This is a genomic window from Flavobacterium frigoritolerans (assembly GCF_025847275.1).
In the GTDB taxonomy this organism is placed as follows: Bacteria; Bacteroidota; Bacteroidia; order Flavobacteriales; family Flavobacteriaceae; genus Flavobacterium; species Flavobacterium frigoritolerans.
The window spans coordinates 39564-56830 of record NZ_JAOZEV010000012.1 but is presented as its reverse complement, the minus strand read 5'-3'; the positions used below and the strand labels follow the sequence as shown (position 1 = coordinate 56830).

Sequence of the window (17267 nt, the reverse complement as noted above, 5' to 3'; positions counted from 1 at the left end):
GCCTATTCACTATCACTTAGGTGACAAATTCAAAAATAAGGCTTAATGTCAAATCCGCTGTAGTATTAGAACGTTAGTGGTAAATTTACAAAACGATACAAATTAACAAAAAATGGCAACAGACGGAGTTAAGATAATTGATGGTGACACAGCCCACGATACTTATTGGGGTATTATGGACTTGTATGACAATGGAGTAGAATTTGACATTATCAACAAAGAATTCCCTTTAATTCAATCTGACTACTTTGACGACTTTGACAATGAAATTTATGTTACTTCTTGTGCCTTGGCTCTTTGGGAAATGGGAGTATTGACTGATGATAAATTAGCTTATGTAAAATCAATTATTGACAAAGCTGCTTGCGTTAGAGAATGGGCAAAAAACAATGAAAAAGACGGCAAGGCAAGAAAAAAAGAACTTGACAAATTTTGGAAGAAAATAAGTCAGACAAATGCAAAAATAAGAGCAAGAAAAAAATATAGAAAAATAACTAACTTCTATTTTCAACCTGATGACTTATTGACTTTTAAACTTAAAGACGGCAATTACAGAGCAGTTATATGTACAGCTATTGAGCAATACAGAGGACAATGCAATTATATTTTAGTTCCGACAACTTACAATTCAAGTAAAAAACCGACAATTGACAATTTGAAAGACAAGGAAATATTAGGCAGACAAATTGGAAGTGGCTACGACCAACGAACAACAAAAGAGATGCAACCAGGCATTGAGAGAATTTGGAACTTTTCAGGTGGAAATTGTAATTTCTTTTTTGGCGTAATACAGCTTGCTATAACCCACAAAGACTTTATAAACTTCAAAGAACGATTTGAAAAAGTTGGGACTTTGAGAATTATAGATGGACTAAAAAAGATGGGATCATTTGGTTATGAAGAGGACTTTGAAAGATTTGAAACAATTTTTAGTGACTTAGAAAATCACATAAAAATATTTCAACATAAAAAGTACCCAGTAACAATATTATGTGACATATAACAACAGACAAAAAAGCTATCGCCCTGCTTGCGCAAGCATCTCGTTCGTGAATACAATTAAAAGTTAACAAAGAAAGACGTTTATAAGCATAGTTAAAACAAACAAAGCCCTCGCTCTCCTAGTATTCAACTAAAAGCCATACAAATATCTCCTGACTTCGCACTCGCGAACTGAATCAAGTATAAATTGTTTTTGATAGATTCTAATACAAACAAAAAAAGCTTCAGATTTCTCTGAAGCTTTGTCTTAGTAGCGGGAACAGGACTCGAACCTGTGACCTTCGGGTTATGAGCCCGACGAGCTGCCTACTGCTCTATCCCGCGTTGTTTCGGGTGCAAAGATACGTAGTTTTTACGGTTAAACAATACAAAAAATGAATTATACCCGATAGCCCGGATTTGCAACCTTGCCACAAACGTTTGTCTCATCCTAAAAACAAGTCTACAGATTTGGCTTACTCATTAAACGTCAATATACTATACTGCATAAACTAAGCTTCAGATTTCTCTAAAGCTTAGTTTTAGTAGCGGGAAGCATTCTAATATCTAACCAAATTATCATGGGTTATTACGGTATTTTAGCATGTGCATCTTAATTTTATCTATGCATTTTGTTTGCATAGCCACTCATATAAGTGCTAAAAAGCATCAATCAAATTTAATGTCCTTTGACAGTTTGTAGTGAAAAAAATATATATTTGAAAGATAAATAATGTATAAAATTTATCATACATAGCTATCCAAATTTGGATGGCTATGTGTGATTTTGTCGCACATATAAATAAGTTGGTGGCAATTTTTCGAGACATCTCTCTACATTAATTAACTAGAAATAAAAAAATGAAATTAACAATTACAATCGGACTTCTTTTAATTGGGCATCTTACATTTGGACAAGACAGAATTCAAAAAATTGACAGCTTACTCAATTCTCTTTATTCAAAAGAGAAAATTAATGGAAATTTTCTAATTGCAGAAAAAGGGAAAGTTATTTATAACCGTAGTTTTGGACTTGCAAACGAAACAACAAAAGATAAATTGGACGAAAATTCGATTTTTGAATTGGCATCTTGTTCAAAGCAGTTCACGGCTATGGGGATAATGATACTTAAAGAAAAAGGGAAATTGAATTTGGACGATGACATTAAAAAATACTTACCAGAACTTTCTTTTTATAAAGGTGTAACTGTAAGAAACTTATTGAATCATACTGGAGGTCTGCCAGACTATATGGCGCTTATGGATAGTTTGTTTGACAAATCTAAAATTGCTACTAACAAAGACATAATTAATACGTTTAGTAACCATCAACCAAAAATATTATTTGAGCCAAATACTAAATGGGAATATAGCAACACGGGCTATGCACTATTGGCATCAATAATTGAGAAAGCATCGGGTTTGACATACGCTGATTATTTAAAAACAGCTATTTTCGAACCGTTGAAAATGAAAAATACCTTTGTTTACAATCGTAGATTATTGCCAAAGAAAATTGACAATTATGCTTTTGGTTATATTTACTCAGATAGTTTGAAAAAATATGCTTTACCAGACGAATTGAAAGAAACTAAAATCGTTATTTGGCTTGATGGTATTGTTGGAGACGGATCAGTTAATTCAACTGTAAAAGATTTATTGATTTGGGATAGAGCATTATATACCAATAAATTACTCACAAAAGAGGGAATGAAAGAAGTTTTTGAATTAGCAACTTTGAAAGACGGAGCTAAAAGGAATTATGGTTTTGGTTGGGGAATTGAAAACAATGCTGATTTTGGAAAAATTGCAAACCATGATGGGGGTTGGCCAGGCTATGCAACTCTTATCGATAGACATATTACAAATGATAAAACAATAATAATACTTCAAAATCACAACAACGTTTCAATTCCTACTAAAGCAATTAGAAGTATTCTATATAATAAACCATTGCCTGTGCAAAAAATCAGAAAAGAAATTAGTATTACAACTGAAGAACTTCAAAAGTTCGTTGGGACTTATGAAGTTGAAAATGGTTTTGAAATCAAAATTACAGTAGATAAAGACCAACTTTTTTCACAATTGACAGGACAAAATGTGTTGCCGATATTTGCAGAAAGTGAAATGTTATTTTTCTACAAAGTAGTAGATGCACAAATTCAGTTTGAAAAGAACGAAAAAGGAGAAATTTCAAATTTGTTTTTATTACAGAATGGAAAAAAGATAGAAGCAAAACGGACGAAATAAAAACTGCCCCTGTCTCATCCTAAAACAAGTCTACAGATTTTAAACCTCAAAATATTATACTACATAAAAAAAGCTCCAGATTTCTCTGAAGCTTTTGTCTTAGTAGCTCAAACGGGACAGTTTTCGGACCATTTTGTGGATGACTTAAAAAATAAATATTATTTTATATTGATTTCCATGTTCAAATTTGATCTTAGTCATTTATAATATTAAATCAATGGAATAAAAGTTGGCTTGTTTAGTTCTTATTTTATTTTCAGAAAGTAGAACTAATTAGAGTTTAAACAAGAATTAGCTTGACATAAAATTTTATACTATTGAAATTGCACTCATGAATGTACTAAAGGATTCAACAAATATAAGTTCGTTCGGATATTGTTAAGTAAATATCCTATTTTTGAAAACAAATAAACACTGACATTTGTCAGACATAGCAATCCACTTTAGAATAGATAAGTCGGATTTTATCAGACATCTATTCAAGTTAACTACAAGATTCAAAAAAACCGTAGAAAAAATGCTCAAAAAAGACTTTGATTTATTTAAACAGAAATATAAAGAAAATTGTAAAACTGAAAGTGAAAATTCAGCAATTCTTGAGTTATATTCATTCATCTTAAAAAATGAAGTTGTTGATAGTGATGTTTGGACAGTTGGTGGCGGAAATGATGATGTAATAAGAATATTAGAATACTATTTTTTGGAAACAGATTGGAAAGAGTTGGAAACTGAACTAGAAAACTGGAGCACTAACCAATTGGAGATTTTTACCGAAAGTATTTTAGAAGGAAGCGGGCAAAATGAAAATGATGAATTTAATTCAACAATGATGAAAAGATTTCAGTTACTTAAAAAGTTATTAATTATTGGGGAAGAACGCGATAGATATAGAAATGATATTTTCTTAGCTTTAATTGATAATATCGAATTCTTAAATAAATGCAAATCAATTACACTAGAGGATATAACAGAAATTGCAAATTATTTTAACTATTTTGAGACAATAAAAACTGAAAATATAAAAGATGATTTGACAATTCAAACGTTAAAAAGAATAATTGAAAAAGCCAGTAGCTAACAGGCGTTATACCTCATTTTGAGAAACAGAATTGTTAAAATCCATTGAAATCAAATGAATAATTTAAATGAAGTAGAAATGACGAATGGTTTAAGTTTTCCGAAAATCTATAAGGATTTTTATAAGCTTTGCGAAAGTTCAACTCCTAAAGGAATGACTGGAACTGACTTATTCAATAAATACAAAGAATTGAATAAATGGGCGAAAGAATTATTGGATGAAGATAATGCTGAAAATTTTCTCAATGATGATGATTTTGTTTTTATGATGCATCAAGGGTATATGTTTTGGTATTTCAAAGCTAATGGAAATGAGAATCCTAACGTTTACTTTTATTATGAAGGACAAAAAACTCCTAAAGAAATATGTTCATTAGAATATTTTATACAAAATTATCCAAACATCTCAGAATAAAAAACGATATATTACAAATACAACGGATTTGGACAATTGACTTAGTGGAAAGTTGGTTTTGTTGGCAAATCCGAAAATTCCAAAAATATGGCTTAACTTACTCTAGAGCTCTTTGCAGGGCCAAAAATCAACATTTTTCTACAAATGAATATCAATATTTGCAGAAGGCGCCAGGCGTCCCGCTCGTGTATGGTATGGAACGTTAAGTAAAATAATTAAAACAAAAAAGCTCCAGATTTCTCTGAAGCTTTTGTCTTAGTAGCGGGAACAGGACTCGAACCTGTGACCTTCGGGTTATGAGCCCGACGAGCTGCCTACTGCTCTATCCCGCGTTGTTTCGGGTGCAAAGATACGTAGTCTTTACAGTTAAACAATACAAAAAATGAATTATTTTTAAATAAAAGTAAGTACCAAACTAAGTACACTACTTAATTTACTGTTGTTCAAGGAACTTATACCTATTATTTTTTCAAAAATAAATCTATCAATAAGAAGCAAAAAGCCCAATCCTATGAAGAATTGGGCTTTTATATTTTAAAAATGCAATCAGAATATCATTTTTATACTATGTTTTATTGTTATGTACCACTTTTACTCAAAATAAATACTACAAAAACATGCTTAATAAAAAACCTGAAGCAATCGTTACGGCAATCGTAACAAGTCCGGGAAGCATAAAACTATGATTAACTACATATTTACCTATACGGGTTGTACCAGTACGGTCAAAATCCATTGCAGCAACCAATGTAGGGTAACCCGGTAATATAAAGTCTGCATTAACTGCGGGGAACATAGCTATAAGATGTGGCTGTCCAATTCCTAAAGACAATCCTATTGGCATCATGATTCTTGTAGTAGCAGCTTGACTAAAAGTTAGTGCTCCCATGATGACCAACGCAAAAGCAAAAGTAAAAGGATACTCTGAGGTTATATCTCTGAAGGTACTTTCTATTAAAACTTCATTAGCTCCCATAAAAGTAGCACTCATCCAAACTACACCAAGCACTGAAACAACTGCAGTCGCCATTGAAGTAAACAGACTCATTTTTGATACCGATACAGCCGATGTTTTTGTAATTATCATTATCAATGCCGAAGCTGATAATGTAATCATTATTATTAATCCGGTAAGATTAATAGCCCCGTCTGCTCCTACTGCAAATCCTGCAGCTCCTGCTCCCACATTAGGAAGAAATTGTGGAAAAGCTCCAAAAAATATGATCAGTAATATTGCACTTCCAAAAATAAAAACAGCTGTTTTAGCACCTGGTTTTAATTCTCTGTTTGATTCAGATGTCTTGTCTATACTCTCTGCAAATACTGGATCTTTCATTTTTTCGATAAACTCTGGATCATCGTTAAGTTCTTTACCTTTTTTCCATACCGAAAAAACTCCTGCAGCAATTCCTATAAGACAAGCAGGAATACACACTTTCATTATATCAACAACTGCTGTAGAATACACTAATATAGCGGCCAATGATGCTGTTGCAGCACTCATTGGACTACCAGTAAGTGCCATGTGTGATGCGATAACCGATATACTTAATGGTCGTTCCGGTCGTATTCTTTTCTTAGCTGATACTTCGGCTATAATAGGAAGCAGCGAATATACAATATGCGCTGTACCCGCAAATAAACATAAGAAATAAACGGTAAACGGCGCTATGAAAGTAATATGCTTTGGATTACGTCGAATAATTTTTTCGGCAATGCTTACCAAATAATCCAAACCTCCAGCTGCCTGTAATGTGGCAGCTGTGGTTACAATGGCTAAAATGATAAGTAGTACCGCTATGGGTGGATCGGCAGGACGCATATGAAAAAACAGAACAAATATAAGTAGCCCTATCATTCCCATAACACCTAAACCGATTCCCTTAAGCCTTGACCCAATAAGGATCATAGCCAAAAGTATAGCGAACTGTACTAATATCATGAAGTAATGAATTTAGGATTAATCAAGTTTTCTATTGAGTATATCTCATCCCATTTTTCTTGAGTTATAAGCTTTCTTTCATTTACAACAATATCATGTATCGATTTACCTGTTTTAAGCGCTTCTTTAGCTATACTTGCAGAAGACTCATATCCCAGAATTGGATTAAGTTGCGTAACAATACCAATACTATTCATAACTAAATCTTTAGCATGTTCAGCATTAGCTGTGATTCCTACAATGCATTTGTCTTTCAAAGTGTTACAAGCTTTGGTAAGATATTCAAGTGATGTAAACAAGGCAAATCCTATTACAGGCTCCATTACATTTAATTGTAATTGTCCCGCTTCAGCAGCCATAGTAACCGTTAAATCGGCTCCAATAACATAAAAACAAGTCTGATTTACCACTTCGGGGATAACAGGATTTACTTTTCCAGGCATAATCGATGATCCTGGCTGAAGAGCTGGTAAGTTTATCTCATTAAATCCACAACGAGGTCCGCTGCTCAATAAACGAAGATCATTACAAACCTTGCTCAATTTAATAGCACTCCTTTTTAAAGTACCACTTACTTCTACAAAAGCACTTGGATCATAAGTAGCTTCAAATAAATCTGCCGCTAGAGTAACTGGTACCCCACTTACTTCTTCAAGATATTTTACACAAAGTTCTGGATAGCCTTCTGGTGCATTTACTTTACTACCAATAGCAGTAGCTCCCATATTTACTTCGGTAATTAACCTTTCTGATTGACGTAAACGCATTACATCTTCTCCTATGGTTGTTGCAAAGGCATTAAACTCCTGCCCTAATGTCATTGGTACTGCATCCTGCAATTGTGTACGCCCCATTTTGATAACATTAGCGAACTCTTTCCCTTTTTGGAAAAATGAATCCTGTAGTTGTTCCAATGCATTGGTAAAAGACTCTATTTTAAGGTAAATTGCTATTCTAAAAGCTGATGGATAAGCATCGTTTGTACTTTGCGAAAGATTTACATCATTATTAGGATGAAGGTATTGATACTCTCCTTTTTTATGTCCCATATATTCCAATCCAAGATTGGCAATTACCTCATTTGCATTCATATTGGTAGATGTTCCAGCTCCTCCTTGAATTAGATCACTTATAAACTGATCTGCAAATTCTCCTGCAATTAGTCGATCACATGCATAAATAATTGCTTCTGCCTTTTTTGCATCTAATACACCAAGATCTCTGTTTGCCATTGCGGCAGCTTTTTTTACATGACCAAAAGCCTTAATAAATAAAGGTTCTGATCCTATTGGAATACCAGTTATATCAAAATTTTCTTTGGCACGTACTGTCTGTACTCCATAATAACAATTGTCTGGTATTTGTTTTTCTCCAAGAAAATCATGCTCTGTACGAAAGTTGCTCATAATAGTATTTATTAAATTATTAAAAGGGAATTAAAAACGGAAGAAAAAATCTTGCAGTTCTTTTTGATTTTTAGTTTTTGTAAGTCCAAGCATCAATAATATTCTTGCTTTTTGTGGATTTAGATTATCTGATACAACTGTACCAAGTTCATTATCATTAGTTTCTCCATCCAGCACTACTCTGCCTTCTAGACTGCGACTTGAACGACATACAGCAATCTTTGCCTTAGTAGCTTTTTTTATTGCATCTGTAAAAGCCTTTGAAAAGTTTCCATTTCCAACTCCAGCTATTACAATTCCATCTACTTTTTGCTTTACTAAATAATTTATATAATCAGCAGATGCATCGGCATACATATATACAACTTCTACTCTAGGCAGTTTAGTATTATTGTTTACTCCAAAAGGTTTTTCTTTTCCGCTTTCTCTTACAGCTGTTTTATAATACTCAACACGTCCATCATATACTTCACCAAGTGGCCCTGTATCTGGAGATCTAAAAGCATTTACTTTGGTCGTACTTGTTTTAGTTACTTCTCTTGAATCGTATATCGATTCGTTAAAAGAAACCATTACGCCACGTCCTTTGCTTTTAGGATTTGCAGCAACAGTAATAGCGTCAAAAAGATTTTTAGGCCCATCGGCACTAATAGCAGTTGCTGGACGCATAGATCCAGTTAATACAACAGGTAGGTCGTTTGGTAAAACTAAGTTCAGAAAATAAGCAGTTTCTTCCTGAGTATCGGTACCATGAGTGATAACAACACCATCAGCTTCATTTTTGCTAGCTATTTCATTAATACGTACTGCTAATTTTTTCCAAATTTCTATACTCATATCTTGACTTCCAACAGACGATATTTGTTCACCGCTAATATCTGCAATAGCATTTACACTAGGGATACTCCCTATAAGATCAGATACAGGAATTTTGCCTGCTGTATATCCGGCTCTATCTGATGATTTTCCTTCACCTGCAATAGTTCCTCCTGTAGCAAGAATTATAATTCTTGGCTTTTGTTGTGCAAAAGCCATAGATGTTGCCAAAAACAACAAAAATACAAGTACTAATTTTTTCATTTTTTTTATATTTATTGAGTTAATCATGTTATTAGAAATTAAAGAGCATACCAAAATTAATACGAACAGCATTTGCTCCCTGTTTGCTGCCATCATTGTACTGTAATTCTTTATAGCCAATTTGGGGTTCGAATCCCAGTGTAAGAAAATCAAAGAAATCATAAGACACATTAAGCGTAAACTGATAATTAGTCATTTTATCCCATCCTGCCTGAGTGCCTCCGCCATCATAGAAATGATTATATGATGTCATAAGCATTGTATTAAACTTTTTATCCCAATAACGTTGATATGATATAAAACCTGCATGTACAGGCATTAAATCCAGCTTTCCTGAAAAATCAGATCTAGCATAACCATCAAGACCAGAACCTCCTACGGCCAAAAAATAATCACTAATCCCCTTGCCTATTGTCCATTGTGCTTGTAAATTATTTACTAATCCCGATTTTTTTCTAAAAAAAATGCTCATAATACCAGTAACACCACCAGCATCTTGTGAATCAAAATCAAATTTAGTTTCTCCTGCTGCGATGTTCTGAGAATCATACGCGATACTGCGGTAAAGACCAGCTAATTTCATAAATCCTCCATTATCAAAAGCATATCTTATACCTGCTACCACATCAGGAAGTCTGGATGGCGCATAATCTACACCACTGGCTGGACTTAATGTATAATCATATAAACGGCGAGGTTCCATAGTCTCAGCAGATAATTCAAAAGCAGTAGGCCCATTTTCTTTAAAACGCCCTGTATATCGCACCTGAATTCTGCGCGAGAGTACCATACCTGTTGGTCCATCCCAATCTAATAAAGGCGCTGGCCATAATGATGAATCTCCAAAATTTGACCAGGTCTGCCCCACTGTCCAATTATCATACTGAATATAAGCATGACGCAGCCTAAACTGAGATGTGTTATTTGCTCCTTCAAAATCAGCTTCCAGCATTGATTTTAATTCTTTACCATTATTTAATTGTATCGTACTTACAAAACGCAACTGTGATTGTCTCATATCCATACTAAAAGCAGGTATATCCATACCCGAAACATCATTTTTATGAATAAGAAAAGAACTGTTTCCGTTAAGATTTCCCTTAATATCATAAATACCATTTAGCTTAAGCCTACCTATTAGCCTTGCTGTAAATTTGGGTTTTCCGTTTAAAGTGTCTTTTGATTCTACTGCCATTAATTGTGCACTTAATGAGCTACTGAACAAGATAAAAGAACAAAAAAAGACTACCAAAAAAAGTTTGTTTTGCTTCATAATTTATAAAAATTTGTGGGGATAATTAGACTCTTATTATCTAGTTTTTGGAATGGCTTATACAATTATACCTTCACAGGTATAATAATGATACTGTAAAATAATTATAAATTTTTCTCTAGACAATTAACTAGATTGGTGGTATTGTAAATATCTCAATGGTCTTTAAAATCATCCTCAAATATTTAATGTATTCTAGTATTCCTGCTATCGAAATGGTAGCATAACTTAATAAAGTTAATACATTACGGAGATATCTTTCTTATACAATTTCAAATATTGGATTTTGTATAAAGCCAGTGACATACACAAATATAAAAAAATAACCACAAAATCTTACAAAAATAAATTTGTTTTATCCTAAATAATTACTTACTATTTAATGAAATCGTTATTTTATTTTTAATAATTTATTATTAGCAAATAAGTTAGGCTTAAAATTAAAGAATAAATAATACTTTGGTTTTAGTTGCTTTTTTTTGAAGTATTACTAGTTTACTTGGGAATAATAATCAAAATAGCATATAACACTTAGAAATATAAGCATAAAATGATAGCCGAAATTTTTCTCTAAAATTATTTTTTTTCACATAACCTTAATGTGTTTTATTTTTGAATGAAATCGCTTTGAAACTGCAAAACTATAATTGTATTTTTCAAAATAATTGCCGTAATAAGATTACAACTAGATTATTTAAACCCATTCCATTTTACATTTTTAATAGAAAGATTCTTCATGAAATTCAATCATAAATAGTAAATTTAGATTCTCCTAATTAATAATAAGTTATTAAATAATCTTGCAAATAAATGAAATCTACTACTTTAAAAAACAAGATCATTATCGCTGGCACTGGTCTCTTTTTATGCTTTTTTCTTGTCATACATTTACTCGGTAACTTGCAGCTTTTTTTACCCGAAGATCAAGCAAGAGAACAATTTAATTGGTACTCCAAGCTATTATCTGGTAATGTATTCATCAAAATCATTTCGTGGGTCCTGTATTTGTCTTTAATATCTCATGCTCTTTATGCTATAATAGTTACAATAAAAAATAATACTGCTAGTAAACAGAACTATCATTATGACAAAAGAAATTTTGCCAGCGCATGGAATAGCCGAAACATGGGTATATTAGGAACTATTCTACTCCTATTTCTTATAATTCATTTTAAGGATTTTTGGTATGTTTATAAATTTACAAACCTACCTATAGATGCTGCTGGAAATAAAGATCTATATGAAGTTGTTGTACAATCCTATTCGCAGCTATGGTATGTTATAATCTACGAGATATCTTTTGTAGCATTAGGTTTTCATTTGCTGCATGGTTTTTTTAGCGCATCAAGAACACTTGGCCTTTATCATCCAAAATACGTAAAGGCAATAAAAATATTCGGATGGGGATATACCCTAATCATTACAGGAGGTTTCATGGCAATTCCTCTTTATATTTATTTAAAATAGTATGAAAATGATAGATTCAAAAATACCTGACGGCCCTCTTGCTGATAAATGGAATACTTATAAAGCCAAAGCAAAGCTTGTTAACCCAGCCAATAGAAAAAAACTGACTATTATAGTTGTAGGAACTGGACTTGCAGGATCTTCTTGTGCAGCATCACTAGCTGAACAAGGGTACAACATTCAATCATTTTGTTTTCAAGACTCTCCCAGAAGAGCCCATTCGGTTGCGGCACAAGGAGGTGTAAATGCGGTTAAGAATTATAAAAACGATGGCGATAGCGTTTATAGGATGTTCTATGATACTATTAAAGGTGGTGATTTTAGATCTCGTGAAGCCAATGTATATCGTTTAGCCGAATGCTCTGCTAGTTTGATAGACCAATCGGTGGCTCAAGGTGTACCTTTTGCCAGAGAATATGGAGGTTATCTTAATAATAGATCCTTTGGAGGTGTACAGGTTTCAAGAACTTTTTATGCCCGCGGACAAACAGGTCAGCAACTATTACTAGGAGCTTACCAATCGCTTCTTCGTCAAGTAAACACAGGGAAAGTTACGATGCATACCCGCCATGAAATGCTAGAACTAGTATTGGTCGATGGTAAAGCCAAAGGTATTATTGCCAGAAATCTTGAAACAGGAGCCATAGAACGTCATGTTGCCGATGCTGTAGTACTTGCAACAGGTGGATATGGTAAGGTTTACTATCTTTCTACCCTTGCCATGGGATGTAATAGTTCGGCACTATGGAGAGCTCATAAAAAAGGAGCTTATATGGCAGGTGTAAGCTGGATTCAGTTTCACCCTACTTGCCTTCCTCAACATGGAGCAAATCAGTCGAAACTTACCCTTATGTCCGAATCACTACGAAATGATGGACGTATTTGGGTACCTAAAAAAGCTGGTGACGACAGACTTCCTAATTCTATTCCCGAAGAAGAACGAGATTATTATCTAGAACGCAAATATCCTGCCTTTGGAAACCTCGCCCCAAGAGATATCTCTTCTCGCGCAGCCAAAGAACGTATTGATTCCGGACATGGTGCAGGACCAATGAAAAATGCAGTATATCTTGATTTCTCAGATGCTATAGCCGCTCAAGGCAAAAAAACAATCGAAGCCAAATACAGCAATCTCTTTGCTATGTATGAAAAAATAAATGGAATCGATGCTTATAAAGAACCTATGCTTATCTCCCCTGCTGCGCATTTTACTATGGGCGGACTTTGGGTAGATTATGAACTTATGACAACAATTCCTGGATTATTTGCTCTTGGAGAAGCCAATTTTGCCGATCATGGCGCGAATAGACTTGGTGCAAATTCATTACTTCAAGCTTGTGTCGACGGGTATTTTATAGCTCCCTATACTATTCCTAATTATTTGTCTGGTGAATTAAAAGCAACAAAAATCAGTACTGATCATCCCGCTTTTGCAGAAGCAGAAAATTCGGTTAGAGAACAATTAAACCGTTTTTTACAAAGTAAAGGAACTCTTTCAACTGATTACTTTCATAAAACCATAGGCAGATTGCTTTATGAAAAATGTGGTTTATCCAGAAGTAAACAAAATCTTGAAGAAGCTATTGTAGCTATTAAAACATTAAAAGCATCTTTTGAAAAAGATTTACTTATAACTGGAGATGACACTTTAAACAGCGAATTAGAAAAAGCAGGACGCGTGGCAGATTATATAGAATTAGCTGAGCTAATGTGTTATGATGCTTTGCAAAGAGAAGAATCTTGCGGTGCGCACTTTAGAGAAGAATATCAGAGTAATGAAGGTGAAGCAGTACGGAATGATGCAGATTATTGTTATGTTTCGGCTTGGGAATGGAAAGGGCTTACTAATCCTCCTGAACTACACAAAGAACCTTTGGTATTTGAAAATGTTGAACTTGCGGTGCGCAGCTACAAATAATTTAAATTATAAAATATGAAACTATATCTTAAAATATGGCGTCAATTAAATGCCACTTCCAAAGGAGAAATGGTAGATTATGAGATAGATGGTGTTACCGAGCATATGTCTTTCCTAGAAATGCTTGATCTTTTAAATGAATCACTTATTCAACTTAAAGAACGTGTTATTGAATTTGACCATGATTGTAGAGAAGGCATTTGTGGGCAATGTGGTGTTATGATTAATGGAAGAGCACATGGTCCTTTAAAACAGACTACTACTTGTCAACTTCATATGAGAAGTTTTAAGGATGGGGATACTATATATATTGAACCTTTTCGAGCAACAGCTTTTCCTGTAGTTCGGGATTTAAAAATTAATAGAACATCTTTTGATTCTATCATTACAGCTGGTGGTTATATCGGAGCTTCAACAGGTCAAGCCCCAGAGGCCAATAGCATTCCTATTTCATACGAAACTGTCGAAGCTTCATTTGATGCAGCTGCATGTATAGGTTGTGGCGCCTGTGTTGCAACTTGCAAAAACTCTAGTGCTGCCCTATTTGTTGGTGCCAAAATAACACACTTAGCATTACTCCCACAAGGAAAAATAGAAGCTTCAAAGAGGGTACTCACAATGGTTGACCAAATGGACAAAGAAGGTTTTGGAGCTTGTTCTAATACCGAAGCTTGTGAAGTAGAATGTCCGCAAGGTATATCAGTATTGTCTATTGCAAAAATGAATTACGAATACAATAAGGCATTGATAATGAAGAAATAATTTTTCATCTTATTTACCTGTATCACCCTATAAAACCATATAAGTCATTTAAGAAATTACAAGCATTTAAATACTTTGCTTTAACAAACTTACATCTCTTATATGGTTGTTTTTTTTTAAACAAAACAAATGATCTTAGTCTTTAAAATCATACAAGCTATCTAAGGGAATATAAACTTTTATACTGTTCACTTAGATAAACCAATATCTCTTTCATAGTTAAATTTTTAGGTAAACAAAACTTAAAGTTTACATCTTATAAGTATTATACCCATCTATTTTTCTAAATTTGGTAGCTAAATACATGATTTATATTATGCTTCATAACAGAAAATTTATTGGACTTTTATCATTACTAACGATACTGTTCTTCTCACCGGTTACTTACTCGCAAACCGCAGCTAATCCGGATACTACTAAAACCCAAGGTAGTGGAAAATTATTTGACGATTCAACGAAGACCGATAGTGACTATCTTATGGCTATCGAAAAAGCTGGTGAAGTATTACAATCTGCTTATAATGACGCTGTTTTTGAAGGTAGTACATTTCATCTGTTTGCAGAAATTGACAGAACTCAAAATAAATTAGATCTTATTCTGGCTAATTTAAAAGGTGCAAACCCGAATGTACGTAACCAACAAATGTATCGTATTGTTCTCGAAGAAATTCGTCAGGAATTAGAGGAGCAAAATACTGCCATTAATTTACGTAACAAGAACCTTGATAAAATCAAAGTACGATTTGCTGACTTACGCAAAGACAAAGCATTAATTACGTTATTAAAAGATACTATACTTCGCAAACAATTCAAGAATGAATTCTTAAATCTTAAAAAAACCTATTTAAGTACAGATAGTCTTATGAACCACAATCTAGAGGTTCTAAACACTAAAAACAGGTTAACTGTACAAAGAAAAATTGCTGTATCAAGCGCTCTTTTAACTGTTGAAAAGAAACTTGAAAAATCAGGGATAAGCATTCTTGGCAGAGAATATCCTTTTTTATGGAATACTAATGATACTATTGCTAAAAAAGACATTTCTAAAAATATAAAAGGAAAAGTTGCTATAGAAAATAGCGTAGTTTCTTATTACTTAAACTACAGCATCAGCGGATTAATCACTTTGGCGTTTTTTATGGGATTATTGGCATGGTATATATCACGTAATCTTAAATACCTAAAGAATAATAATCACTATGAAAACCTTTCTCTTCTTAATTTTAAATACCTAAACAGCGGTATCATCCTTCCTGTAATTGTAATTGGGCTCAATATTGCCATAGTAAGTAATTTATATGCTCCCGCATTATTTATAGAATTATTACAATTGATTTTACTTATAGCTCTTACTATTCTTTTTAAAAATCATTGGTCTAAGGAATCTATGCGAAACTTATTTCTATTAGTAGGATTATTTTCGGCCCTTTGTTTTCTAGATTTATTTATCGGAATTAGCTTGTTTCAGCGTTGTGCTTTTATCCTGATTAATGTCTTAGGAATACGTTATGGTTTGGTACAACTAAAAAGTATAAAAGATCAATTATACATAAAGGCTTTCTTTAAATGGGCGAGTATAATATTCATTAGTTTAAATGTTTTAGCTATAATTTTTAATCTATTTGGAAGAGTTTCTCTTTCAAATATGCTTAGTCTTACTGCCTTTATTGCAATTACCCAAATCATTGCACTTAGTGTACTCTTAAAAATAATTTTAGAAATTATTCTTTTACAAATATATACTACAAGAATCAAGCGCGGAATCGAAACTATATTTGATCATGAGAGCTTATCAGACAACCTAAAAAAACCATTTATAATCGTAATTAGTTATATGTGGTTAATTGTGATTGCATCTAATTTAAATATATGGGAATCGTTGCGTGTTTCATTTAATTCAATCCTTACCCATCCCAATACTATCGGAAGTATCACATTTACTCTGGAAAATATTGTTTTATTTTTTATTATAATCTGGATGGCTCATCTTCTTCAAAAATATGTTGCTTACTTTTTTGGAGAAGTCGATGAAGAGAATGAAGAAAACGTAAATAAACGTCAGCATTCCAAATTATTAATTACACGTCTTGTAGTGCTAATTGGTGGTTATTTACTGGCTGTAGCAGCATCGGGAATGCCATTAGACAAACTTAGCATCTTACTAGGTGCGTTGGGAGTTGGTGTTGGACTTGGTTTACAAAACATTGTAAGCAACTTTGTATCTGGTATTATTTTGATTTTTGATAAACCAATACAAATTGGTGATGTTATCGAGATTAGCTCTCAATCAGGCCGAGTAAAAGCTATGGGACTTCGTACTACCAAAATTAATGCTCCAAATGGTGCTGAAATAATTATTCCGAATGGTAATTTATTATCTCAAAATATAACCAACTGGACGTACACTGATAATTTTAAACTTGTAGAAATTTCCTTTGAGGTTGTAGGTGATATAATTCCAGAAAACATCAATTTAATCGTGTTAGAAGCCTTAAATAGTCAGCCGTTGATAAATGACACCAGAACTCCACAAATTTACTACACCGCCATATCCGATGGAAATTATAAATTATTAGTAAAATTTTGGTGCAGTATTTACCGTACCGAAGAAACTATCAGTAGTGCCCGTCAAGCTTTGTTTAGTAATTTTAAAAATAAAGGACTAACTTTTTCAACTTAAGCAAACTTGAAAACAA

12 protein-coding genes and 2 tRNA genes are annotated in these 17267 nt (G+C 33.2%); 8 read left to right on the top strand and 6 right to left on the bottom strand.

Annotated features, from left to right (window positions below; translation table 11 throughout):
- The first annotated feature begins 112 nt into the window (after positions 1-112).
- Complete coding sequence (locus OIU80_RS14745; RefSeq protein ID WP_264287755.1) at positions 113-1003, top strand: hypothetical protein; 891 nt, start codon at positions 113-115, stop codon at positions 1001-1003.
- Between the two features lie 250 nt (positions 1004-1253).
- Here the strand turns inward: OIU80_RS14745 and OIU80_RS14740 are convergent.
- Positions 1254-1326 (bottom strand) — tRNA-Met (locus OIU80_RS14740).
- 516 nt (positions 1327-1842) lie between these two features.
- On the opposite strand from OIU80_RS14740, the gene OIU80_RS14735 reads away from it, so the two are divergent.
- The 3 genes from OIU80_RS14735 to OIU80_RS14725 all read left to right on the top strand — a co-directional run bounded on the left by OIU80_RS14735 (position 1843) and on the right by OIU80_RS14725 (position 4723).
- Positions 1843-3231, top strand: coding sequence for a serine hydrolase (locus tag OIU80_RS14735; protein ID WP_264287754.1), 1389 nt, complete (start codon positions 1843-1845; stop codon positions 3229-3231).
- A gap of 517 nt (positions 3232-3748) precedes the next feature.
- The gene (locus OIU80_RS14730; protein WP_264287753.1) at positions 3749-4309 is read left to right on the top strand and encodes a hypothetical protein; all 561 of its coding nucleotides are present in this window, start codon (positions 3749-3751) and stop codon (positions 4307-4309) included.
- A gap of 54 nt (positions 4310-4363) precedes the next feature.
- Positions 4364-4723, top strand: a complete 360-nt coding sequence (locus tag OIU80_RS14725; protein ID WP_264287752.1) for an SMI1/KNR4 family protein — start codon at positions 4364-4366, stop codon at positions 4721-4723.
- Positions 4724-4982: 259 nt separating this feature from the next.
- Here OIU80_RS14725 and OIU80_RS14720 read toward each other — a convergent pair.
- The 5 genes from OIU80_RS14720 to OIU80_RS14700 form a co-directional block, all read right to left on the bottom strand.
- Positions 4983-5055: transfer RNA gene (locus OIU80_RS14720), tRNA-Met, on the bottom strand.
- A 275-nt stretch (positions 5056-5330) separates the two neighbouring features.
- On the bottom strand, positions 5331-6665 hold the full coding sequence (locus OIU80_RS14715) for an anaerobic C4-dicarboxylate transporter family protein (protein WP_264287751.1): 1335 nt from the start codon (positions 6663-6665) through the stop codon (positions 5331-5333).
- On the bottom strand, positions 6662-8071 hold the full coding sequence (gene aspA / locus OIU80_RS14710) for an aspartate ammonia-lyase (protein WP_264287750.1): 1410 nt from the start codon (positions 8069-8071) through the stop codon (positions 6662-6664). Before aspA ends, OIU80_RS14715 begins: the two co-directional genes overlap by 4 nt.
- 30 nt (positions 8072-8101) lie before the next feature.
- Positions 8102-9151, bottom strand: coding sequence for an asparaginase (locus OIU80_RS14705; protein ID WP_264287749.1), 1050 nt, complete (start codon positions 9149-9151; stop codon positions 8102-8104).
- 31 nt (positions 9152-9182) lie between these two features.
- Entirely contained in the window at positions 9183-10346 is a 1164-nt protein-coding gene (locus tag OIU80_RS14700; protein WP_264287748.1) for a porin, read from the bottom strand.
- Positions 10347-11234: 888 nt separating this feature from the next.
- On the opposite strand from OIU80_RS14700, the gene OIU80_RS14695 reads away from it, so the two are divergent.
- From OIU80_RS14695 to OIU80_RS14680, 4 genes are all read left to right on the top strand, one after another.
- Positions 11235-11891: a succinate dehydrogenase cytochrome b subunit gene (locus OIU80_RS14695; RefSeq protein WP_264287747.1), complete on the top strand. Its 657-nt coding sequence runs from the start codon at positions 11235-11237 to the stop codon at positions 11889-11891.
- A gap of 7 nt (positions 11892-11898) precedes the next feature.
- The gene (locus OIU80_RS14690) at positions 11899-13809 is read left to right on the top strand and encodes a fumarate reductase/succinate dehydrogenase flavoprotein subunit (protein WP_404827378.1); all 1911 of its coding nucleotides are present in this window, start codon (positions 11899-11901) and stop codon (positions 13807-13809) included.
- Between the two features lie 15 nt (positions 13810-13824).
- The gene (locus OIU80_RS14685) at positions 13825-14571 is read left to right on the top strand and encodes a succinate dehydrogenase/fumarate reductase iron-sulfur subunit (RefSeq protein ID WP_264287745.1); all 747 of its coding nucleotides are present in this window, start codon (positions 13825-13827) and stop codon (positions 14569-14571) included.
- 316 nt (positions 14572-14887) lie between these two features.
- A complete protein-coding gene (locus OIU80_RS14680; protein WP_264287744.1) occupies positions 14888-17251 on the top strand; it encodes a mechanosensitive ion channel family protein in 2364 nt (787 codons plus the stop codon).
- The last annotated feature ends 16 nt before the right edge of the window (positions 17252-17267 follow it).